This window comes from Sphingobacterium paramultivorum, from assembly GCF_014109745.1.
Classification (GTDB): Bacteria; Bacteroidota; Bacteroidia; order Sphingobacteriales; family Sphingobacteriaceae; genus Sphingobacterium; species Sphingobacterium paramultivorum.
This window is the reverse complement of record NZ_CP058555.1, coordinates 1,488,658-1,510,833: the sequence shown is the minus strand read 5'-3', so window position 1 is coordinate 1,510,833 and position 22,176 is coordinate 1,488,658. Positions and strand designations below refer to the sequence as shown.

Here is a 22,176-nt window from a genome sequence, read left to right as displayed (position 1 = left end):
CCACTCCAGAAACAAAAAAAGCTGCCTTCCAGGAAAGCAGCTTTTCATTTATTTTATTTCCAAGGAATTATTACCCTTGATTTTTACGAATGATATTCAAAGCCCCACCAGCTTTAAACCATTCAATTTGTTGCGCATTGTAGGTATGGTTCGCCAAAATCTCTTCTTGCGTTCCGTCTGCATGATGCAATACAAGTGTTAAAGGTTTACCTGGTGCAAATGTTGTCAAGCCGATAATATCAATGGTATCATTTTCCTGAATCTTGTTATAATCGTCTTTGTCTGCAAAAGTTAATCCCAACATACCTTGTTTTTTCAAATTCGTTTCGTGAATACGTGCGAAAGATTTAACTAAAACAGCACGAACACCCAAATGACGAGGTTCCATCGCAGCATGCTCGCGGGAAGAACCTTCACCGTAGTTTTCATCACCGACTACAATTGAACCAATACCGTGTGCTTTATAGTCCCGCTGTGTTGCAGGAACAGGACCATATTCGCCTGTGAGTTGATTTTTAACGCTATCAGTCTTCTCATTGAAAAAATTCAAAGCGCCAATCAACATGTTGTTTGAAATATTATCTAAGTGACCACGGTATTTCAACCAAGGACCAGCCATTGAAATATGATCAGTAGTACATTTACCTTTTGCCTTAATCAATAATTTCAACCCTTTCAAATCCGTACCTTCCCATGGCGCAAAAGGCTCCAACAGTTGAAGACGATCAGAAGTAGGAGCTACATCAACCACCACCGAACTACCATCAGCTGCAGGTGCCTGATAACCGGGATCATCTACCGCAAAGCCTTTCGTTGGCAACTCATCCCCTACAGGAGGATCCAGCTTCACTTGTTCACCTTTATTGTTTGTCAAGGTATCAGTTACCGGATTGAAACCCAAATCACCAGAGATCGCAATCGCAGCTACTAATTCTGGTGATGCAACAAATGCATAAGTATTTGGATTGCCATCTGCACGTTTTGCAAAGTTACGATTGAAAGAATGAACGATTGTATTTTTCTCTTGTTTATCGGCTCCTACACGATCCCACATACCGATACATGGACCACATGCATTGGTAAAAATTGTCGCATTGAGGTCTTCAAAAGTTTTCAGCAAACCATCGCGATCAGCCGTAAAACGCACTTGCTCTGACCCGGGATTAATACCGAATTCAGCTTTTGTGATAAGCCCTTTATCAACTGCTTGTTTTGCAATGGAGGCAGCACGGGATAAATCTTCATAAGAAGAATTTGTACACGAACCGATCAATCCCCATTCCACTTGCAATGGCCAGCCATTCTTTTCAGCCTCTTCGCGCATGCGTGAAACTGGGGTATATAAATCTGGCGTAAAAGGACCATTTAGAGAAGGTTCCAATTCAGATAGATTGATTTCTATTAACTGATCAAAATACTGCTCAGGATTAGCATAAACTTCTGCATCTGCTGTCAGGTGGTCTTTAATTACATTTGCCGCATCCGCCACTTCGGCACGACCAGTAGCACGTAAATAACGCTCCATGGATTCATCGTACCCAAAAGTTGAGGTTGTCGCGCCAATTTCAGCGCCCATGTTACAGATTGTTCCTTTTCCTGTACAAGATAAAGACTCCGCACCTTCGCCAAAATATTCAACGATAGCACCTGTTCCACCTTTTACAGTCAAGATACCTGCAACTTTCAAGATCACGTCTTTTGCTGCAGCCCATCCGCTGAGCTTACCTGTCAATTTTACACCGATCAGCTTAGGGAATTTAAGCTCCCAAGGCAAACCTGCCATGACATCACAAGCATCAGCACCACCCACACCGATTGCAACCATACCTAAACCGCCGGCGTTCACCGTATGCGAGTCCGTACCAATCATCATACCGCCTGGAAAAGCATAGTTTTCCAAAACAACCTGGTGAATAATACCTGCTCCGGGTTTCCAGAAACCGATACCATACTTATTGGACACAGAACTCAAAAAGTTAAATACTTCAGAGCTTTCGTTTTTAGCTCGTGCTAAATCTTTGTCTGCTCCTTCTTTCGCCTGAATCAGGTGATCACAGTGTACAGTAGAAGGAACTGCTACCTTTGGACGCCCAGCTTGCATAAATTGCAATAATGCCATCTGTGCAGTTGCATCCTGCATAGCAACGCGATCTGGAGCAAAGTCGACGTAAGAAACGCCACGTTTGTAATCTTCAGTAGCATTGCCATCCCAAAGGTGGGCATACAAAATTTTCTCAGATAAAGTCAAAGGTTTGTTAACCACTTGACGAGCCGCAGCAATGCGCTCGTCATATTGGCTATAGACCTTTTTAATCATATCTATATCAAAAGCCATATCTCTCTAATTTATGTTGTTTAATTAAGTTACTAAACCCTAATCACTCATTATTTTGTTGGAATAGGCGCAAACTTTGTTAAGTTAATGCCTTCCACAGCAGCTTTATATTCTTCGATATTCGGAATACGGCCCAAGATCGCTGAAAGAACAACAACCGGAGTTGATGCTAATAAAGACTCCCCTTTTTTACCATCCCTGTCTTCAACAACACGTCCTTGGAATAAGCGCGTTGAAGTAGCCATTACAGTGTCACCTTTAGCTGCTTTTTCCTGGTTACCCATACAAAGGTTACAACCAGGGCGCTCCAAGTACATAATATTCTCGTATTCAGTACGCGCAGAACTTTTTGGTAAAGCATCGCTAAATTCAAATCCAGAGTACTTTTGTAAGAATTCCCAATCGCCTTCCGCTTTCAGCTCATCAATGATATTGTACGTTGGAGCTGCAACGACCAAAGGAGCTTCAAATGTAACGACACCTTTTTGCTGTTCAATATTTTTCAACATCTTCGATACGATTTTCAAATCGTCTTTGTGAACCATACAAGAACCAACGAAACCTAAGTCTACCTTTTTATTTCCACCGTAGTAAGAAAGGTCGCGAATTGTATCGTGTGTATAACGTTTGGAAACATCCGCATTATTCACATCCGGGTCCGCAATCATCGGTTCTTCGATGATATCCAGATCAATAACAACCTCAGCATAATATTTCGCATTGGTATCTGGAGTTAAAGCAGGCTTAGCACCAGATTTAATTTCCTCAATACGTTTATTCGCCTTGTCAATTAAGCCCTGCAAAACATTATTTTTGTTTTCCATGCCTTTATCGATCATAATCTGGATACGGTTTTTAGCGATCTCCAATGATTCGATCAAGGTATTATCCTGTGAAATACAAATAGAAGCTTTCGCCTTCATTTCTGCAGTCCAGTCAGTAAAAGTAAATGCCTGATCGGCTAAAAGCGTTCCGATATGAACTTCAATAATTCTGCCTTGGAAAACGTTCTCGCCAGCAAATTGCTGCAGCATCTGCGCTTGTGTAGCATGAACCACATCACGGAAATCCATGTGTTCTTTCATACTGCCTTTAAACGTAACTTTTACAGATTCTGGGATTGGCATAGAAGCCTCACCTGTCGCTAAAGCTAGCGCCACCGTACCAGAGTCAGCACCAAAAGCAACACCTTTAGACATACGGGTATGTGAATCACCTCCGATAATGATCGCCCATTCATCAATTGTAATATCATTTAATACCTTATGAATAACGTCTGTCATCGAATGATATACACCTTGAGGGTCACGTGCTGTGATCAATCCAAAGTCATTCATAAATTTCATCAGTTTTGGAATATTCGCTTGTGCTTTTTTATCCCAAACCGATGCCGTATGACAACCCGATTGATAAGCGCCGTCTACAGTAGGTGCAATTACAGTCGCAGCCATTGCTTCAAGCTCCTGCGCTGTCATCAAACCTGTTGTATCCTGAGAACCAACAATATTTACTTTAACGCGAACGTCAGAACCGGCATGTAACACTTTACCTGGAGTTACACCAACCGCATTTTTATTAAAAATTTTCTCTACAGCAGTCAAACCTTGTCCTTCAATCGTGATTTCTTTTGATGGAGCAAACACTGTAGGTGCCTGAATTCCCAGCGCAGCAGCGGCAAAAGTCTGGATCTTTTTACCGAAAACGATCGCATAAGAACCACCCGCTTTGATAAATTCCATTTTTTGTGGAGTCAAAGCTTTGGAAATATCGATCAGCTCCTGCTCGCCATTATATAATTTTTTAGTCTTGGTATTGATCGTTAAGACAGTACCTGTAGCGACAGAATAAGCTTCTTCAAGGATTGGCTCATTTTTCTCGTTACGGATTACGTTGCCATTTTCATCCACTTTCTTCACCCAGTTTTTAAGGTCTATACCGATACCTCCGGTCACATCCACTGTGGTCAAGAAAATAGGTGAGATACCATTTGTACCGCCTACAATTGGTGCGATGTTCACAAAAGGAACATAAGGACTCGCTTGTTTACCCGTCCATAATGCAACGTTGTTGACACCCGACATACGAGATGACCCCACACCCATTGTTCCTTTCTCAGCAATTAACATGACACTTTTACCAGGGTGTTGCGCCTGTAACTCAACGATCTGTTGCTGTGCTTCAGGTGTGATCATACATTTTCCATGTAATTCACGATCTGAACGCGAGTGCGCCTGGTTACCTGGCGACAATAAATCTGTCGAGATATCACCTTCACCAGCGATAAAAGTAATCACCTGAATTTCCTCAGCAACCTCAGGCAGTTTTGTAAAAAACTCTGCTTTTGCGTAGCTTTCTAAAATATCTTTTGCGACCTCATTGCCTTGTTCAAAAGCTTCTTTCAAACGAGCGGTATCCGCATCATATAAGAAAACTTGTGTTTTAAGAACCTCAGCCGCCTGTTTTGCAATAGCTAGGTCTGCACCCAAGGCCAGGTCCAATAAAACCGTGATTGAAGGACCACCTTTCATATGTGACAACAACTCAAAAGCGAAATCAGGTGTAATTTCAGCAACAACTGATTCACCCAAAACAATTTCCTTCAGGAATTGTGCTTTAACACCTGCTGCAGGTGTAGTACCCGGCAACGTGTTGTAAATAAACAATCTTAAAGATTCAGCTCTATTTTCATTGTTTAAATCTTTAATCTGAGCAATTACCTCACTTAGTAATTCTGCTCCGTCAATAGGCTTAGGATGTAATCCTTGGCCTTCCCGTTCTACAACCTCTTGTACGTAATCGTTGTAAATACTCATAGATATCTATCTTTCTATTTTATGGGCAGCATAAAAACACCTATGTCTTTCTACACCACCATGTCTGTAATATAATTAAGCTAATACGCCATCTATCGGGTCCCCCCCTGACAAATCACAAATTAGCCCTTCCACTTCATGTTTTGAAGCTGATCTATTTGTCGTAAATCAACTTATATGACTAATTACAAAAATAGTGAAAATCCAACTTTAAACGCATGCATTCCATTTATTTAAATCAATTTGGAATTGTTCTAAACAGCACTTATGCAATCCTGCCATCTTTTTTTGAAATCCGCTATATCGCATTTATTTCTTTCAAAAAAAAAGGTGATTTATATTATTAAATCACCTTTTCGTTTTATATACTTTCTACAGTTATATCAATGTCTTTTAATGCTTTCACAGTTTCCAGAGGATCTGTCGCGTTGAAGACAAATGAACCTGCCACCAGCACATCTGCTCCGGCTTTCAATAACTGCGCTGCATTCGCACTCGTTACTCCCCCATCGATTTCAATCAGCAGACCATCATTCACTCCCTGTGCCATGGCCCTTAGTTCCTGTACTTTGGCATAGGTATTTGGAATAAATTTCTGACCACCGAAACCTGGGTTAACCGACATGATACAAACCAAGTCCAGATCCGCAAGAACATCTTTTAAAAGTGCTACTGGCGTATGTGGATTCAATGCAACGCCTGCTTTACAGCCCAATTCTTTAATAGCAGCCAATGTACGATGCAAATGTGTACAGGCTTCATAATGAACGGTAATGATTGCTGCACCTGAGTCTTTACATACCTGCAGATAACGGTCTGGATCAACAATCATCAAATGTACATCCAAAGGTTTAGCGGCATGTTTTGCAATAGCCTGCATAACTGGAAATCCAAAAGAGATATTTGGCACGAAAACACCGTCCATAATATCAATATGAAACCAATCTGCCTCACTGTTGTTTACCATGATGATATCATCGTATAATTTTGCAAAGTCTGCAGCAAGAACGGATGGTGCAATTAGATGTGATTTTGTTGACATGTTGTATTTTTTCTGCAAAGATAACAAGTATTTTTTGTCCATCACAGCATTCCTCCTATTTAATACCTATAAACGACAATTGGCAGAAGCTGCAGAAAATAATTATAATTACATTTGTATATTAACATGATAATAAAATACAGCTCACCGTGGGAAGACTAAAAATAAAATACAGAAGAGAATTAAATACAACGGAGAACCTCGTCCGAAAAATTGGATTAATACTTATCACCATTATTCTGATCTGTATTTTCCTTCCCAAACAGCCTCGTTTTCGCTATGAATTCCAAAAGGGAAAAGTATGGAATCATGAGAATCTGATATCACCTTATAATTTTGCGATATTAAAAACACAAGAGGAACTGAATGCGGATAAGAAAAGTATCTTAAACACGATTCAACCTATATATAATGCTAATACAACGACCAGCAAGGAGCAAATTGATCAGTTCAACACGGATCTGGCCGAAAAGTGGCAAAGCAGCAAGTTGGATACAACGCATGAAAATATAGTAGATTATAGAAATGCCGGCAATGCCATCTTAAGCCATCTCTATGGCAAAGGCATTTTGTCATTGAACAATCGGTTTCAGAACCGCAGCAATGACAAATCTCCGGCTTCCAAGCATTACAACTTCACATTGATCCAGGACAAAGTTGCCAGCCAAAAAAACACGGCCGACTGTTACACCATCGAAAGCTCTTATGGTTATATGGATGAGATCATGCCCAAATTGACCAAGATAAAACAAAAGAGCTGGCTGGAGGAAACTTTAAAAAATTACATTACCATTAACTACATCTACAACGATCAACAAACAGAAGCTTTAGAACAAAATGCCATTGCAAACATATCGGCTACGCGCGGTGTGGTCCAAAAAGGAGAACTGATCGCTGAAAAGGAGAAAATCATATCCAATGAGACGTACCAGAAACTCGAGTCGCTTCGTAAGGTATATGAAGATGAAGGCAAGATCAGCGGAAATCAAAACTATGTGACCCTGGGGCAATTTCTGATTATCTCGCTCGCCCTTTCTATTTTGATGGTATTCCTTTTTCTTTTCCGTAAGGACATCTATTTTAACAATAGGTTGCTGGTCATTATCATGATTGTGATCATTGGTATGCTCGCTGTCCTATCTTGGGCCATCAAAATCAAAATCCCCAATCTCTATTACATCCCGTTTTGCGCCGTCCCCATTATTATTCGTATTCTTTTTGATACGCGTGTTGCACTCAATATACATCTGTTGATGGTTCTGCTGGCAGGTCTTTTTGTACCGAATAGTTTTGAGTTCGTCTTTTTGCAATTTATGGCGGGGATAGTTGCGATCTATAGTATTAAAACATTGGTTAAACGAGAGCAGCTGTTCATTTCCTCTGCTATTATCCTCGGTACCTATTGGATTGCTTACATTGGCTTGGTCGTCACGAGAAATGGATCTATAGACACCATTTACTGGTCTGACCTTCTTCCTTTTTTCGTAAGCGTGATGATTACCTTATTAGCTTATCCAATGATCTATGCATTCGAAAAGTTATTTGGTATTGTATCAGATCTAACACTCATGGAGCTTACCAATAGTAACTCCAAGTTATTGCGGGAGCTCTCTTTTAAAGCTCCGGGAACATTTCAGCACTCCTTACAGGTGGCTAATCTAGCCGAAGCCGCTATCTATAAAATTGGCGGGAATCCGCTGTTGGTCCGCGCCGGAGCCCTGTATCACGATATCGGAAAATTGACAAACCCCCAGTTTTTCATCGAGAATCAGAGGACAGAAAAAAATCCGCATGACGAGCTTTCACCAGAACAAAGTGCACAAATTATTATATCACATGTCATCAAAGGCGTTGATATTGCCAAAAAACATCAATTGCCTGACGTGATCCTTGATTTTATCCGCACACACCACGGAACGACACGTGTTGACTATTTTTATAACGTTTTTGTCAAGAACAACCCAGACAAACTGGTTGACGAGTCTTTATTTACTTATCCCGGCCCTATTCCTTTTTCCAAGGAAACAGCTGTACTCATGATGGCGGATTCGGTCGAAGCCGCATCCCGTGCGTTAAAAGAACCATCTGAAGAGTCTATCAATAATCTTGTCGATAAGATTATTGAACATAAATTGATGCGGGGGCAGTTCAATAATAGTAACATCACGCTAAAAGATATCACCGAATCTGCCGTTATTTTCAAGGCAATGCTCAAAAGTATCTACCATGTTCGGGTAGATTACGATTTAAGCAAAAAAACAATGTAATTTTAATTGTCAAACAACAAATTGAATTTCAAACGCTTATTGCAACGTTACATTTTTTTTGCATTTTTTTTAGTATTTAGACTTTGCAGAATCAAATAATTGCCTTATGTTTGCAATGTCAAAACGAGGAAGGGTGCCTGAGTGGCCGAAAGGAACAGTTTGCTAAACTGTCGTACTGGAAACGGTACCGCGGGTTCGAATCCCGCCTCTTCCGCCAAGACAAAAAGGCTTTCTGAGAAATCAGAAAGCCTTTTTTTTGTTTTTGGAGCAGGGGCAGCACCAAAAACAACGTCACGTATAAATTCCTACAGAAAGCGGCTCATGAGGACAAGACAGTTCAAGAACCTGCGGTTCGTCAGGGACGAGATAGATTACCTTTGCCAGGAGATTGCTACACAAGATACCTTTTTATTCGTACCTGCTTCGTACCTGCTTCGGATCATCAACAGATATTGTACAAATGCTGTACAGATGTTGACCAGTCTCTGACCAGGAAAAGCCTGTTCCATACTTAGTCAACATTCGCATCCCGACTGTCCGTCTCCGAATAAGGCACGAAGCAGGTACGAAGCAGACATGCAGATTATGTCCGTTTATAACGAGTTGTCTTATAATGAAATAGGTTTACTTATACCGAACAGATTACTATATAGATTACATTCTATTTTTTTCTACTGGATATAGTTGTCATTGTCTGTTTTCTTACTATTATCCGTTGTCCGTTCCCTGCCCACAGTTTCCCTGGTTTTACTGCGGGACTTTTTTAACTCAGCGTTACGTCTTTGAAACACTTTGGGAGTTTTCTGGTTCTGCCATTCCAGATGTGCCTGTTGGGGCGACATCATATTGCAGGACATATGTGGTCTAAAATAATTGTATATATTGACTGCTTTGACCAGCTGTGCAAGTGCCGTTTTATAGGTAACTAATGCATAACCAAGTTGATTGGGCGACGTGAGTCTGAGGCGTTCATCGTTCACTTTTAGGCAGATTTGATCAATACAGGAAATCTACCTGCCACTATCAAAAGTAATGTCAGTACAAATCAATATGATACGGGCAGTATGGTACGTCCGACACTTGTCGCAGCACGTGCATTGCGCGCTAAGCTCTGGGTATATGCTTCTTCCAAGCTTTTTAACGGTGGATTTACCGAAAGCTTAGCCATTGTCAATCCCGATGGGAGCCGTTTATTCCCAGACTATAATCCACAAAAGATACAAACCGCAAAACAACGTCTAGAAGAATTTTTGGACTATGCGCATGGTCTCGGTCACAAATTACATATCGAGTATTATCCGGCCGATCCTGCTAACCCCGGCGTGCAGGAGATCAATCCCAATGAATCTATTTATCAACTATTTCAAAAGTACAATGATGAAATTATTTGGGCAACGGGATACAACGATTATAGCAATCCCAATAATCAGGAGCGCCGTTCTAATCCCGTAGATCTCTACGCAAGCCCCACTAATTTTGCTAATGTAGGCATCTCACAGGAGTCTGTAGACGCATTTTTTATGAGCAATGGCAAAACGATTTATGATGCCGGATCGAATTACAAAGAAAATGGATTCACGACAGTCAATAACCCTACCCATGTCAATAATCATGCGGATCAAAACATTTTCAATATGTATGCCAACCGGGAGCCCCGGTTTTATGCTACAGTGGGCTACAATGGAAAAAGTTGGCATATTCATGCAAATGAGCATAATAATCCAAATGGTATATACTATCAATGGTACGGTCGCGGCAAACCTTCGGGAATCGCCGGTGGCGAGAATTGGCCAAGAGCAGGGTATTTACTATATAAATTTAAAAACAGACGTATCGCACAAGGAATTAGTTCCATTAACGTCGCCGGTGCACCAGGTACTCCATTCACCGTTTACACTTCCTGGGCACGACCTTCTATTTTGTTCCGTTTAGCCGATTTCTACTTGTATTACGCCGAAGTCCTCAACGAAATTAATCCCAACGATCCAAAAATTATCGAATATATAGACAAAGTAAGGCAACGCGCCGGGATACCGGGTTATGCAGAAATGGAAGCAAGCGGTATTAAAACCGGTGTTATCGGTAATAAAGCCGGACAGTTTAAAGCGATTGTTCAAGAAAGACATGTTGAATTATTAGGCGAAGGACAGCGCTGGTTTGACATGCGCCGATGGATGATCTGTGATCCTGTAAGCGCAAATCAACCAGACAAAGGCGGAGTTGATGGTGATATGACACGTATGACCGGAATGAATATGAACGGTTTTGACAATGTACAACAAACTTACGGTCAGAATACCACAACAGTAAAACCTTTAGGTGACCCCGATTCTTTCTACAAACGGACATCCGTAGAAAACCGGCGGTGGGTAAAAGAGTATTATTGGTATCCTGTTCCCCAAGATGAAATCAATAAAAGCAAGGGCCGTTTACTCGTTCAGAACCCTTTATGGCCTGTGGTTATTGGAGCGGCGCAGTAAACAATTATAGAAAACCGAGATATATTACAATATATTTCAATCAACTGTTGTCTTTACCATCAAAGGAGCTTATCAGTCAACTTTGATGGTAAAGACAACATAAAAAATTAAACACCCAAAGGCCAAAATCAATAGTTAACGACTGCATTTTTCAGATTAAAACAACTAACCGTTTGCCTCCATCGATATTCATTTCCCAAGCGTTTTCAATGTTTTTAAGTGGAATATTTACCGTTTCGATTTCTAATTTTCCGTCAGCAGCAAGCTGAAACATTTCGGGAAGTATTTCGGTAATCAATAACTTTATTTCTTCCGGTCTCCAGGTACCTAAACCCGAGCCTGAAAGCTGAATATCTGTACTGCGTAAAATGGAAGATGACAACGTAATTGAATCGCTCATCATTCCGCCAACAGTAACGTAACGCGTATGGTGCGAAAATCCGCCATTGCCTTTTAATGCCGATAAGATCAGCTCTGCACTTTTTCCCCACAAGTAATCAATAACCACGTCAATTGGATTTTGCTGCTGCAAGGTTTTTAGTCGTGTAATAAACGCTTCATCGTCTTGTTTCAACGAAATGATCTCATCTGCACCTAATGATAATAATTCGTTTAAAGACTGTTCGTTTCTTCCTGTCGCTATCACCTTTTTTGCACCGTAATGTTTGGCAATTTGCACAGCAATTTTGCCGGTAACACCTGTCGCACCGTTAATAAGTACGGTTTCACCTTTTTGCAACCCCGCTCTGAAACGTAATGCCAAAGCTGAGCCCATTACTGCATTTGGTAAAGCTGCTGCTGTTGCATCGTCAATATTTTCGGGTAGTCTTACCGTACGTTTTTTTTCAACAACGGCTTTTTCGGCGATCATTCCACTAACGCCAATTCCGTAAACACGTGTACCGTCTACTAGTACCCCAACTCCATCTCCACCGACCACTTTTGCTGCAAACACTTCGTCTTGTGTGGAATAATGTTTTCCACTTGCCTGCATCCGGTCAAGGTTTTTCACGGCAGATGCTTTCACCGAAATCAATAATTCGTTTTCATTTTGCACTATTGGCTCGGCAAAGTTTGCTACATATTTTGGCATTTCGCCTTTTTTCAATACTACTGCTGCTTTCATTTTGTCTAAATTTTATGCAGCAAAATTAAAAACCGATACTTCAGCAGGCGATAACATTTGTTATTAAATCCGCTTTTTTGCCAATATACTTTTTATCCGACTTAAATGGACCGAAGAAATCCCGAGATAAGAAGCGATATAATGTTGCGGAACACGTTTTATAATTTCGGGTCTTTCTTTTAGCAAATTAATATAGCGTTCCTGCGGCGTATTTTTGACCATTGAGAAAAAATAATTCATATAATCGAATGTCCGTTCAAAAATTTTATCTATAAGCATATCCCGTAACTGTGGAATTTCTTTAATTTCTTCGATTATCCTGTTTAGGTCGGTTTTGTGTACCCACCACAAAACGCTTGGTTCGATGGTTTCTATATTGGTCTGGCTTGGAATATTTTTCCGGAAGCTTTCAATGGAGCCAACGGTTTCATTTTCAAAAAAAAATTGGGAAGTAATATCTTTACTATTATTATTGAACCAAGCACGAATCCCCCCCTTTTCAATCAGAAACATTTTTTTGGAAACTTCGCCTTCGTTCAAAAGTATGGTTTTGGCAGGAACTTTAATGCGATGGAAGCAATCTATACATTCGTTCCATTTATCGTCATCAAGTTGGAATTTATTTCTGAATTGTTCAAACATTTACTTGTCGTACTTGCACTGTCGATATATAAAATAGCTCTCTTTCACTTCTACTAACTTACAAAAAATTACGGTAGTGAAAGAAAAGGGCGGAGTAATACAAAAAAATGGTTCGACAAATTGCCGAACCAAACTAATCACATTTTTTCTACCCAATTTCCTGTTTCTTCAAATTATCTACAGGTAAAGTTCAATAGCCATTTAAACTTTCCGAAATTTACCCAACAACCAAATTGGGCATATTCGATAAACTAGGATTTGGGTAGCCGTATGAAAAAAACCTATCCCTCAAATCAAAAATAAAGCTTTGTTAATTGTCTTTTATTAACATAATTATTCCATCACTTTCTTTTTTTATAACATTCACAACATCTCTAATCTAAAACATGGAATAGTTATTTGTAGACAAATCAACTTCTGTCCTAACTTTCCACAACAATGGCCACATCACGCCCGGCCAAAATCAAAAACGTATTTAACACTAAGTTTTCATGAAAGTAGTAGTATTCAGCTTAACGCTAATCCTGAGCCAACAGCTTCTTGACACAAATATTTTATTGATTTATTACATTGTGTTTGATTTTCATCACTCAATTAGCTTGTTACAGGCCGTTTTTCCAACTTTGGCAATATGAAACAGCTTAAAAGAACAGGCCATGTCCAAATTCCCTTCGGCACGCTCGAACTTGTACTCCTGACAGATGGTTATTTTACACTAGAAACATTACAGCCTACCCTTGCCCCAAAAATATCCTCTCAACTAGTCGAAATGGAACTGCAAAGGCTTTCACTTTCAACAAAGGACTATCAAGCGCCTATTATCGTTATGTTGATCAAACAACAGGATCGATATATACTCATTGATACTGGTGAGGGACATTATGACACTGACAATGCCGGAAATTTAAAAGAAAGTCTGCTTTTAGCAGATATTGACCGCAATAAGATCACAGATATTCTCATTACGCACGCACATCGGGACCATATCGGTGGTATATTAGATGTCGATGGTTCACCCAATTATCCAAACGCAACATACTACATGGCTAAACCCGAATTTGAATTTTGGATGTCAGATCATCCTGATTTTTCGAAGAGCGAAAATCCTGAAATCGGTCAATCTAACATCGATTTAATACGAAAAACACTTCTAGGTATTGAGGTCAAATTGCAGCTATTTGAACCGGGCGACCAACTCTTTTCCTGCATTCATACAGAATCAGCAGCTGGGCATACCCCGGGACATATCATCTATACAATAAAATCCGACAATAGCGCAATTACAAATCTCGTTGATCTAATACATTCACCTATCCTAGTTTCCCAGCCTCATTGGGGAACCCAATGGGATATTGATTTCAATCGTGCTGTGGATACACGGATAAAAATACTTGATCGCTGTTATCGAGAACAAACACTTGTGGTCGCATCTCATATGCCTTGGCCAGGGATAGGCTTCATAGGTCGAAAAAACAAGTGTAAAGAATTGGAGTGGATTCCTAAAAACATCATTGACTAAAATGTCTTTTCCAAAAAAACACGCAGCAGATTGCGCTACTTCACATAGCGCAGTATGCACGTTTGCAATTAAAAGTCCATTAGCTGTAAGGCTCAGCCCCAGCTCGTTTTGGCAGATGTATACTATATTTTTTACTTCAACCGCTATTCTTCAACCTCTTGCATTCCAGAATGCTCCAAAAACTGACGTGGCGATAATCCATTATGCCTTTTAAAATAATTGGAAAAACCCGCCAGATCATTGAAATTAAGATCTACAGCAACTTGCTTGATCGATTTGTCTGTACTCAGCAATTCAGACATAATGACATTAACAACTTCTTTCGCGATAAAAGCATTGGCATTCATATCGAGGTGCTTCCTGCAGAAAACATTCAGGTAATTTGCAGAAACCCCCAATTTATCCGCATAATATTTTACCGAACGATGCTCTCGACAGAATGCTAAAAGTAACAACGAAAAACGTGTGAGAAGAGGTTCAAGTTTACCTTTTTTCTTGGGTTTCAGTTTTCCCAAAACTTCTCGGTTGAACATTAATGCTATAATCCTGAATTTTGAAAAAATAATCTCCTTCATCCCCTGCTTGAACGCAAGCTCTCGATCAATCCCCTAAACTCTCTCAACATCTCTTGAAAAATCCGAGTCGAAAGGTTCATCACAGGATTCTTTTTACAATATTCAATCGGATAAATAAAGAAATTCTCAAATGCCTTAAAAAGTCGCCCGGAAACAAATACGGTATGTGATTTCGTTCCTGCCCAAATATCCCAATTATGAAGCTGGCCAGGAAAGACTATGTGTAACTGCTTACAGTTTATTTCATAAGCAACCCCATCGATAGTATGCGTGCCACCACCTCTTTCAAACAACAAAAACGAAAAAAATCAAGTCCGATAGGCTCTTTTCTATACATCTGCCGCTCAGTCTTGAAATATAGAATCTCTTCTTTTGTCCCCCTCAATTCCTGAAAATATTCAAAATGCTCTATTTCATAATTTTTGTTTTTCATCATATCCAATTATTTGCAACAAATGACGTTATTTGCAACAAATGACGCCATCCATACGATTCTAGGGAATCTGTCCCATATGTGTGAGAAAATTTATCAATTCTCCCTCAACAGAAAATAATATCGAATTAAAATAACATTGAATTTATCGATTCTCAAAACGTAAGCAGCAAAATGAATGATTTGATAAAGCATATAGATGAATTTTATAAACGATTTTTCATTTCACCTACTACCAAGAAGAAATGATTGCATTAAAACAGGCCCCTATTCACAAAAAATAGATTAGTAATGCAGCACTCTTCCCACTGATATACTTGTTGAACAAATAGCTCTTTTTATCCCTAATAACAGCGACATGCCTAAGGTCATAAAATGTTGTTTGTGGACCAATGAGAAGATCAAACCAGATAATATTCCAAATTTTAATTGGAAATTTTTGTATTCCAGTCATCCAGGAAATTTTCAAGAACATCCAATGGCAAACAACCATATTTTAACACTGCGGCATGAAAAGCCTGAAAACTAAATTTCTCGCCCTGTAAGTTTTGGTATTTTTTTATCAATTCTTTGATTTTTAGCTCCCCGATTTTATAAGAAAGTGCTTGTCCTGGCCAAGCCATATATCTTTCAACTTCTGCCTTTGCGATATTTTCGCTTATTGATTCATGATCCATCATATATACAATTGCCTGTTGTTCAGTCAGCCTTCCGGTATGAATACCAACATCAATTACTAAACGTATTGCACGGTGGATCTCATTATTTAGCGCACCCATCTTTTGATATGGATCTGTATAGCATCCCAATTGTTCACCCAAGGATTCGCAATACAGCGCCCAACCTTCCATGTAAGCATATAGGGCATTTTGTTGTTGGAAAGTAGGAAGTTCGCTATACTCCTGCTGTAATGCAATCTGATAGTGATGCCCAGGTATTGCCTCATGTATAAATGTGCATTCTAGGCCATAAAAAACTGTATTTATCTTAGTCGGGTCAGGTATCGGAACGAAAAAAGTGCCAGCTCTCTTCTCTTTTAAGTTTCCCTTAATATAATAAGGACCTCCTTGTGACGCCTCTTGGTAAGGATCTACGCGTTTTATAACAAATTTCGTTTTGGGCTCCACTAAAAACATATCTTTTAAATGAGGCTGAATCTTATTATATATTTTTTGATAGGCGTCTAGCACCTGTTCTGGGGTTTTAAATGGTCTAAACCTTTGATCTGTGCGCAAAAATCTAAAATAATCTTTTAAAGACCCCTTAAAGCCATTGAGAACCATATTTTGTTCCATTTCATGGGTTATACGGTCCACCTCTTTAAGCCCGATCTGATAAATCTGGTCGGGACTAAGTGTAGAGCTGGTCGTATATAACTTGATGTAGTATTGGTACATTTTATCCCCGTCAGGAAGACTATTTAAGCCCGATTGTAAAGATGCAAAAGGCATATAATCGTATTGTAAATAACTTGCTAACTTCGCATAGGAATTCAAGACATAGTTCGGTATAACTTCGTTATATAGCATTGTCAATTTTTTCCTTTCCTCATGGGAAAAGTTTTCCGGAAATTGTTGCAATGGCCTGTAAAAAGCACTTTTTAAAGTATCTCTTTCACCGAGCGCGATCAATTGTGGAATCATGCGGCCAACCAGAGACCTTGGTAGAACGACTCCCGCTTTCTTCCCTTTCTCGAAATTTGCGATAGCAGTATCTGCCCAGGCCTTAAAAGAGATCATCCTTTTAGACCAATTTGTATAATCTTCAATGGTATGAAATGGCTGGGGACCATTGGTCGAACCAAATAGCGCAAGGTCTGTTGGAACCGAAGCTATAAACTGATTAAAAGGAATATATTCAAAATGCATAGAGAGCCCCTCTAATCCCGTTTTTAACGTATAATCCAATACATCATAGGAAATACGATCTGCCTCTGTCAAGTTTTTCCTATCGAATTGCTGTAATTCGTTTAAACATGACTGATAGAAATTTTTCTTAGCGGCTAAAAAATCAAAAGAACCCTCATTCTGAAGCAAGTCATCGTAGACATGAATACCATCCGCTGTTGCTTGGAGCGGATTGAAATAGCATTCTTTTTCATAGTATTTTTCAAATAGCCTATGTAAAGCACTTAAATGCTGTCCCATAGATTTGCTCGAGTACAAGATAGAGGAGAGCAACAATACAGTTGTTAAAATTTTATTTTTCATTGGAATTAAAGCTTTAATCATAAATAATCCATCTGGACCATTTTCCTTATGATCAAAGTTAAAATCAACACGCTAGACAAAATTGTACCCAATTAGCCTCAACCTTTTTTCTACATCCGTTGATACTGACTCGGCGTGATCCCCATAAACCTTTTGTAGGTTTTAATAAAATGAGCTTGATCAGCAAAGCCACAATTGAATGCGATTTCTGTGAGTGATTGCTTCTTCGATCTGATCATAGGTAATGCCTTTTCAATTTTAATCCGCCGAAGATAATCTCCAATTGTACAACCAAAATATTGAGGAAAATATCGAGAGATGGTAACGGGATGCAAATTCATCTCTTCAGAAATATAACTTAACGATAATGGAATATTCCAATGATCATACAAAAAATCTTTGATCCGGAAAATCCACGCTGGCCCCATACACTTGATGGTAGTGGTACATGTCAAAAGCAGGATGGAAAGTTGCTCCATTGCCAATATGCTTTGTTGGTCGTCTAAATAATGTTCCCCCATAATCCTTACTAAACCGCTTGTGCCCCATTGAATACCATGCGAGAACATGCAAGATTCATCTGGTACATTTAAATCATATTTAGTTAGAAAATCTTCGGTAAATTCAAGATTGAAGATTCTTGTCCCTTTTATATAACCAATATTCTGGTGGATAATACCGGGATAATAATATAGAGAAGTACCCTGTTGCTGCCGATTTTTCTCATTCTGCCTGATTTCAACACTTCCACCATTCAAAATATGTGAAAAATGTGGATTCTGATGACAATGCCAATCAGAGATAATACCAGCCTCGTAATAAATATCAGAAGTAATGATACCAGCAAAAGAACTTTGGCTAACTTCATTCCCAATATACTTGCCAGCTTCTAATACGAGCAGCTTATTGTTTTCATTTTCCACAGCTTTCCCCCTATTTTAAATGTACTTTCATATTTCCGAAATGATAAATATAATTAAAATTCATGTTCTAAAATGATCGACCCGATTAGCCCTATCACTTATCTAAAGATCCCAACATACTTTCTCTCGAACGAAAGTCCAGCCTTTTTATTTTACAACTTCCTCCCGAGCTATTTCTTCTTTTGGGGACATTCTACAAAAAATACCTGAAACCAGTGATAAGGGTTATGGACCAATTCGTCTATTTTTGCAGGAAAGGAGAGTGAAAAATGAGAAAACTAATGGGATGCTATTTAATCATCTTGGTCATCGGACCATTTTGTTCAAAGGCGCAGGAAAATTTAAAATTTGACGATAATTTCAACCTATGGAACATACAAAAGGGTCAGTCGGCAACTGTTTTTGCCACAAAAGCTTATGTGCGTGCTCAACCTAGTCTTAAGGCAGCAATCGTAGATTCTTTATCGGTAGGAAATGTCGTTACGATCACCAGCGCGCCTTTCAAAGGAAATACGCTGAAAAATTTTTATGCTCCTTGGTATGAGATAAGTTATTCCGACGGTAGCAGTAAAAAAAATGGTTTTATTTGGCTCGGACTATTAGCGCTCGGAAAACAAACCGCTTCGGACGGCTCGCAATATATTTACGGTTTTGAACGTTTTACCAAAAGTATCAACGAACAGGAACAGGATCATTTTTCAACAGTGGTAAAACTTCTCGACACAAACGGAAATTTTCTAGCTGAACACACCTTCCCTTTCGCCTATTCAGAACAAACCTTCTCTCAGAGTAAATTGCTGCCGGCAATGGGGCTGCAAAATGTCAAACAAATCATCCGCATCGAATTTCTGGGTGAAGCCTGTGGTATACCTTCTGAGTACAACTATGTGGCCTGGACAGGACAACGACTTGTGGGTCTTCCTAGCCGGTATTCGGTGAGTGATGCTGGTGTGTTCTATTACGATGAAAAGATTCTTTTCCCTTCCGAACACGGAAAAAATAATCAGCTTATCTATAAATACATCGAAGAGGGAGAAGCTATTGACGACGATGCAGAAAATCCGAATTTCAAGATCACAAAAAAAAGTGAAGAATTTCTATGGAACGGTAATAGCTTTGAAAAGCTTCCAACGGCTAAATAGTATTTTCCACAGATTTTAACATACTGGATACATATAAAAATTAATAAATGGAAGAAAAGAATATATATGATTTGTTCTACAGCGGACAACTAGACTTATTTATTATTGAAGGAGAAAACCAACTGCGACAAAACGATCAAGATGTTACGCTTTGGACACACCTAGCCATCGCCTATCATGATCAGGCATTCTATGAAGGCCACGAAGCTATTTTCGATGTTATTCAGGAAAAAATGATCCCCTATTTTCAAAAAGCATTGGCCATCGAACCTGATAATGAAACGACCCTATATCATATACTGAATTATGTTTTGGACAATCAAGCGACATTAGCACAAATTGGTCGTCCAAAATTTCATATTACTGAAGGCAATAAAGGTCTATTCATCGAATACGCAAAAAAACTAATCGCTTCCCCAAATATGTCCGGATATGGGCACAACTATTTAACCAATATCTACGAAGGGCTCCAGGACGATACAGCGATGCTTCCAGTTTTGGAGGCGAGCATTGATTTCGTTAAAGAAACATTCAAGAATGAACGGGAAACCTTGGATCATAATTTTTCCATCTTTTGGATAAAGAAAATATACCTGCTTGACCGTACCAAACAGATCAATGAGTCTAATATTTTAGCTTTAATGGAAGCTGATTTTAAGCATTTCATCAGCAGCAATGAAATGAATTATGTGGATCTCGCTGAAATTGCTTACGAAAATAAAGCAATCGACCTAGCACTGCAAATTTTACTTAAGCTTATCAAAGGGGAAAACTCAGCCGTGCATATCCATCAGGAGTTGGTCAAATGGCATACTCGTTTTGAGGAATTGATTGCCGAGGGGTATGAGCACCCTGAGGTCTTCTACTATCAGCTTATCATTGAGCGCAATTACTCAGAAGAAATCGGAATCCCGCTTGACTATTATTATCTCCATGCACTCAAATTGGTCGATGCCTATCCTGATTCTTATGTCGGTTACCATTTTGCGGCAGCCTATCTCTATGACGAGGGACAGTATGCCGCGGCTATTCCGCATCTAACAATGGTAGGTGAGCGAAAATGGAATGCAACATCCTGGCGACGCCTAGTTGAATGCACCTTTATAGCTAATGGAACAGTTTACGATCAGGTTCCTACTTTCCATGACCTTCCCCGTGAATGTTATAATGAAGCTGTCGCGCTATCTGATTTTATTCACTCTCAGGACAACTTAACCACAGTTGATCAATCTGCACTACAATTGCTCGTCCTCGAACTTTATCGTCAAGCCTACGACGCTTTCAAGGAGTATTTTGAACAGAATAAATATGAAAGTGACTACTTTGGGGGCTCCCACAACAGAGCCATGAATTGTAATAATCTAGCCTTAGCGTATAAGGCAGCGGGAGAACTGGAAATCTGTTATGCTATCGCAACCGAAGGGTTAAGCTATTCCGACTTTGAAGAACTTCATTTCACCCGAGCCGATGCCTTGTCAGCATTGGAAGATTACGTACGTCTGGAGGAGGTACTTCAACAATACTTTGACACCTATCAGATCTCGCTGGAAGCCACCCTGGAGCAGCAAGCATTTACCTCCGAAGAAGATGAAGAAGCCGAAGATACGGAGTCTGTTATATTTCCTCCCTGTTACCGCATGCTTATGCATCAAATCGATGTTGAATACCAGCTAGGGCGTTCAACAAATATTCAATCCCGGGCCCAACAGCTCCTCGAGTTTATTTACAAATTCTATATTGATCATCCCAATTTAGACGACTACCAGTATCGTGATTTTGAGGCATCAAAGAATGGGATCGAACATATTATCTATCAGATGATCGAACACGATAATTTGGCACAACGTATCTCCTATTACGAACAGATGGCTAAACAATACCCACACGAAGCGCAGCCTCAATATGTCTTAATGCAACTATATAATGAAAAGAGCAATTACAAGTCCATGAACCTCGCTGCACAGAAATACCTTAAAAATAAACCGGAATTTATCATCGATAATTTCGATAAAGCAAAGACACTCTATCTCATTGTTAAAAGCCATTACTATCTTACGGAATTTAGCGCAGGTATAGAAATATTCCAAACGTATGAAAACTGGGTACAGTCAGTCATGGAGCCTAATGATTATGTCCTTTGGTTAAAATTTGGAATTGAACTTTTCGCCGAAAACGGAGATATAAATGAAGTAAATAAATACGTCAATGTTTTCAACGGTATTTATCAGCAATGTGATTGGGGCTACGACGATGATGTCGAATCGGTTAAATTAGCAGAGGCATATGCAAACTATAAAACAGGGAATCTGAAAAAAGCACACAATTTGCTTGATGAAGTGCTCGCCTATTCGGATCATTCTCCTTTAGCTGATGAATATAAACGTACCTGGAAAAAGCCCGGCTTTTTTTCTGGTTTTAAGTTTTAAGTATTTCTTTGCTTTCCGAAAAAAAGAATTCTAAACGTCGCTCCATGTTATCTGGTCCTCCCAAACTCAAATAACATGGAGCCTATAAAAAAAGTCCATAATGCCAAAAAAAGTTAAAAGTAGAAGCAGATTCTACCCAAAACAACTATATTTGAGCTGATATGGCCCTTAAGCGACTTATACTACTATTTTTAACCTTCGGTTTCCTTTTAAGTGCACCCGACGCTTTTGCCTGCCATAAAA

General features: G+C 39.5%; 15 protein-coding genes and 1 tRNA gene. 6 read left to right on the top strand and 10 right to left on the bottom strand.

Going from position 1 to position 22,176, the window contains the following annotated elements; all coding sequences use genetic code 11:
• Nucleotides 1-70: 70 nt before the first annotated feature.
• From HS960_RS06510 to rpe, 3 genes are all read right to left on the bottom strand, one after another.
• Complete coding sequence (locus HS960_RS06510; protein ID WP_182331879.1) at nucleotides 71-2,335, bottom strand: aconitate hydratase; 2,265 nt, start codon at nucleotides 2,333-2,335, stop codon at nucleotides 71-73.
• A 50-nt stretch (nucleotides 2,336-2,385) separates the two neighbouring features.
• The gene (locus HS960_RS06505) at nucleotides 2,386-5,148 is read right to left on the bottom strand and encodes a bifunctional aconitate hydratase 2/2-methylisocitrate dehydratase (RefSeq protein ID WP_182331877.1); all 2,763 of its coding nucleotides are present in this window, start codon (nucleotides 5,146-5,148) and stop codon (nucleotides 2,386-2,388) included.
• 361 nt (nucleotides 5,149-5,509) lie between these two features.
• A complete protein-coding gene (gene rpe, locus HS960_RS06500) occupies nucleotides 5,510-6,190 on the bottom strand; it encodes a ribulose-phosphate 3-epimerase (protein ID WP_153844682.1) in 681 nt (226 codons plus the stop codon).
• A gap of 149 nt (nucleotides 6,191-6,339) precedes the next feature.
• Between rpe and HS960_RS06495 the strand changes: the two genes are divergently transcribed.
• Nucleotides 6,340-8,457: an HD family phosphohydrolase gene (locus HS960_RS06495; RefSeq protein WP_153844683.1), complete on the top strand. Its 2,118-nt coding sequence runs from the start codon at nucleotides 6,340-6,342 to the stop codon at nucleotides 8,455-8,457.
• Between the two features lie 127 nt (nucleotides 8,458-8,584).
• Nucleotides 8,585-8,674 (top strand) — tRNA-Ser (locus HS960_RS06490).
• A gap of 454 nt (nucleotides 8,675-9,128) precedes the next feature.
• Here the strand turns inward: HS960_RS06490 and HS960_RS06485 are convergent.
• Complete coding sequence (locus HS960_RS06485; protein WP_182331875.1) at nucleotides 9,129-9,437, bottom strand: hypothetical protein; 309 nt, start codon at nucleotides 9,435-9,437, stop codon at nucleotides 9,129-9,131.
• Between the two features lie 12 nt (nucleotides 9,438-9,449).
• Here HS960_RS06485 and HS960_RS06480 point away from each other — a divergent pair, with 12 nt between their 5' ends.
• Nucleotides 9,450-10,937 carry a RagB/SusD family nutrient uptake outer membrane protein gene (locus HS960_RS06480; protein WP_182331874.1) on the top strand — a complete coding sequence of 496 codons (1,488 nt, stop codon included), beginning with the start codon at nucleotides 9,450-9,452 and terminating at the stop codon, nucleotides 10,935-10,937.
• 151 nt (nucleotides 10,938-11,088) lie between these two features.
• On the opposite strand, the gene HS960_RS06475 is transcribed toward HS960_RS06480, so the two are convergent.
• Both HS960_RS06475 and HS960_RS06470 read right to left on the bottom strand, forming a co-directional pair.
• A complete protein-coding gene (locus HS960_RS06475) occupies nucleotides 11,089-12,063 on the bottom strand; it encodes a quinone oxidoreductase family protein (protein ID WP_153844694.1) in 975 nt (324 codons plus the stop codon).
• A 63-nt stretch (nucleotides 12,064-12,126) separates the two neighbouring features.
• Nucleotides 12,127-12,705: a Crp/Fnr family transcriptional regulator gene (locus tag HS960_RS06470; protein ID WP_182331872.1), complete on the bottom strand. Its 579-nt coding sequence runs from the start codon at nucleotides 12,703-12,705 to the stop codon at nucleotides 12,127-12,129.
• 631 nt (nucleotides 12,706-13,336) lie between these two features.
• Here HS960_RS06470 and HS960_RS06465 point away from each other — a divergent pair.
• The gene (locus tag HS960_RS06465; protein WP_153844696.1) at nucleotides 13,337-14,224 is read left to right on the top strand and encodes an MBL fold metallo-hydrolase; all 888 of its coding nucleotides are present in this window, start codon (nucleotides 13,337-13,339) and stop codon (nucleotides 14,222-14,224) included.
• A 143-nt stretch (nucleotides 14,225-14,367) separates the two neighbouring features.
• On the opposite strand, the gene HS960_RS06460 is transcribed toward HS960_RS06465, so the two are convergent.
• The 4 genes from HS960_RS06460 to HS960_RS06445 all read right to left on the bottom strand — a co-directional run bounded on the left by HS960_RS06460 (nucleotide 14,368) and on the right by HS960_RS06445 (nucleotide 18,365).
• A complete protein-coding gene (locus HS960_RS06460; protein ID WP_182331870.1) occupies nucleotides 14,368-14,739 on the bottom strand; it encodes a helix-turn-helix domain-containing protein in 372 nt (123 codons plus the stop codon).
• 298 nt (nucleotides 14,740-15,037) lie between these two features.
• Nucleotides 15,038-15,235, bottom strand: coding sequence for a hypothetical protein (locus HS960_RS06455; protein WP_182331868.1), 198 nt, complete (start codon nucleotides 15,233-15,235; stop codon nucleotides 15,038-15,040).
• A 422-nt stretch (nucleotides 15,236-15,657) separates the two neighbouring features.
• Nucleotides 15,658-17,442, bottom strand: a complete 1,785-nt coding sequence (locus HS960_RS06450; protein WP_182331867.1) for a DUF885 domain-containing protein — start codon at nucleotides 17,440-17,442, stop codon at nucleotides 15,658-15,660.
• A 110-nt stretch (nucleotides 17,443-17,552) separates the two neighbouring features.
• Nucleotides 17,553-18,365, bottom strand: coding sequence for a helix-turn-helix domain-containing protein (locus HS960_RS06445; RefSeq protein WP_227550082.1), 813 nt, complete (start codon nucleotides 18,363-18,365; stop codon nucleotides 17,553-17,555).
• A 269-nt stretch (nucleotides 18,366-18,634) separates the two neighbouring features.
• Between HS960_RS06445 and HS960_RS06440 the strand changes: the two genes are divergently transcribed.
• Together HS960_RS06440 and HS960_RS06435 are read left to right on the top strand one after the other, a co-directional pair.
• Nucleotides 18,635-19,507, top strand: a complete 873-nt coding sequence (locus HS960_RS06440) for an SH3 domain-containing protein (RefSeq protein ID WP_182331865.1) — start codon at nucleotides 18,635-18,637, stop codon at nucleotides 19,505-19,507.
• A gap of 47 nt (nucleotides 19,508-19,554) precedes the next feature.
• Nucleotides 19,555-21,933 (top strand): hypothetical protein, encoded by a 2,379-nt coding sequence (locus tag HS960_RS06435; protein WP_182331863.1) that lies wholly within the window; start codon nucleotides 19,555-19,557, stop codon nucleotides 21,931-21,933.
• Nucleotides 21,934-22,176 lie beyond the last annotated feature (243 nt).

Coding starts and splice junctions, on each gene's coding strand:
- HS960_RS06465 (WP_153844696.1), top strand. CDS start 13,337: ATGAAACAGCTTAAAAGAACAGGCCATGTCCAAATTCCCTTCGGCACG.
- HS960_RS06450 (WP_182331867.1), bottom strand. CDS start 17,442: ATGAAAAATAAAATTTTAACAACTGTATTGTTGCTCTCCTCTATCTTG.
- HS960_RS06455 (WP_182331868.1), bottom strand. CDS start 15,235: ATGATGAAAAACAAAAATTATGAAATAGAGCATTTTGAATATTTTCAG.
- HS960_RS06435 (WP_182331863.1), top strand. CDS start 19,555: ATGGAAGAAAAGAATATATATGATTTGTTCTACAGCGGACAACTAGAC.
- rpe (WP_153844682.1), bottom strand. CDS start 6,190: ATGTCAACAAAATCACATCTAATTGCACCATCCGTTCTTGCTGCAGAC.
- HS960_RS06440 (WP_182331865.1), top strand. CDS start 18,635: ATGAGAAAACTAATGGGATGCTATTTAATCATCTTGGTCATCGGACCA.
- HS960_RS06475 (WP_153844694.1), bottom strand. CDS start 12,063: ATGAAAGCAGCAGTAGTATTGAAAAAAGGCGAAATGCCAAAATATGTA.
- HS960_RS06470 (WP_182331872.1), bottom strand. CDS start 12,705: ATGTTTGAACAATTCAGAAATAAATTCCAACTTGATGACGATAAATGG.
- HS960_RS06505 (WP_182331877.1), bottom strand. CDS start 5,148: ATGAGTATTTACAACGATTACGTACAAGAGGTTGTAGAACGGGAAGGC.
- HS960_RS06510 (WP_182331879.1), bottom strand. CDS start 2,335: ATGGCTTTTGATATAGATATGATTAAAAAGGTCTATAGCCAATATGAC.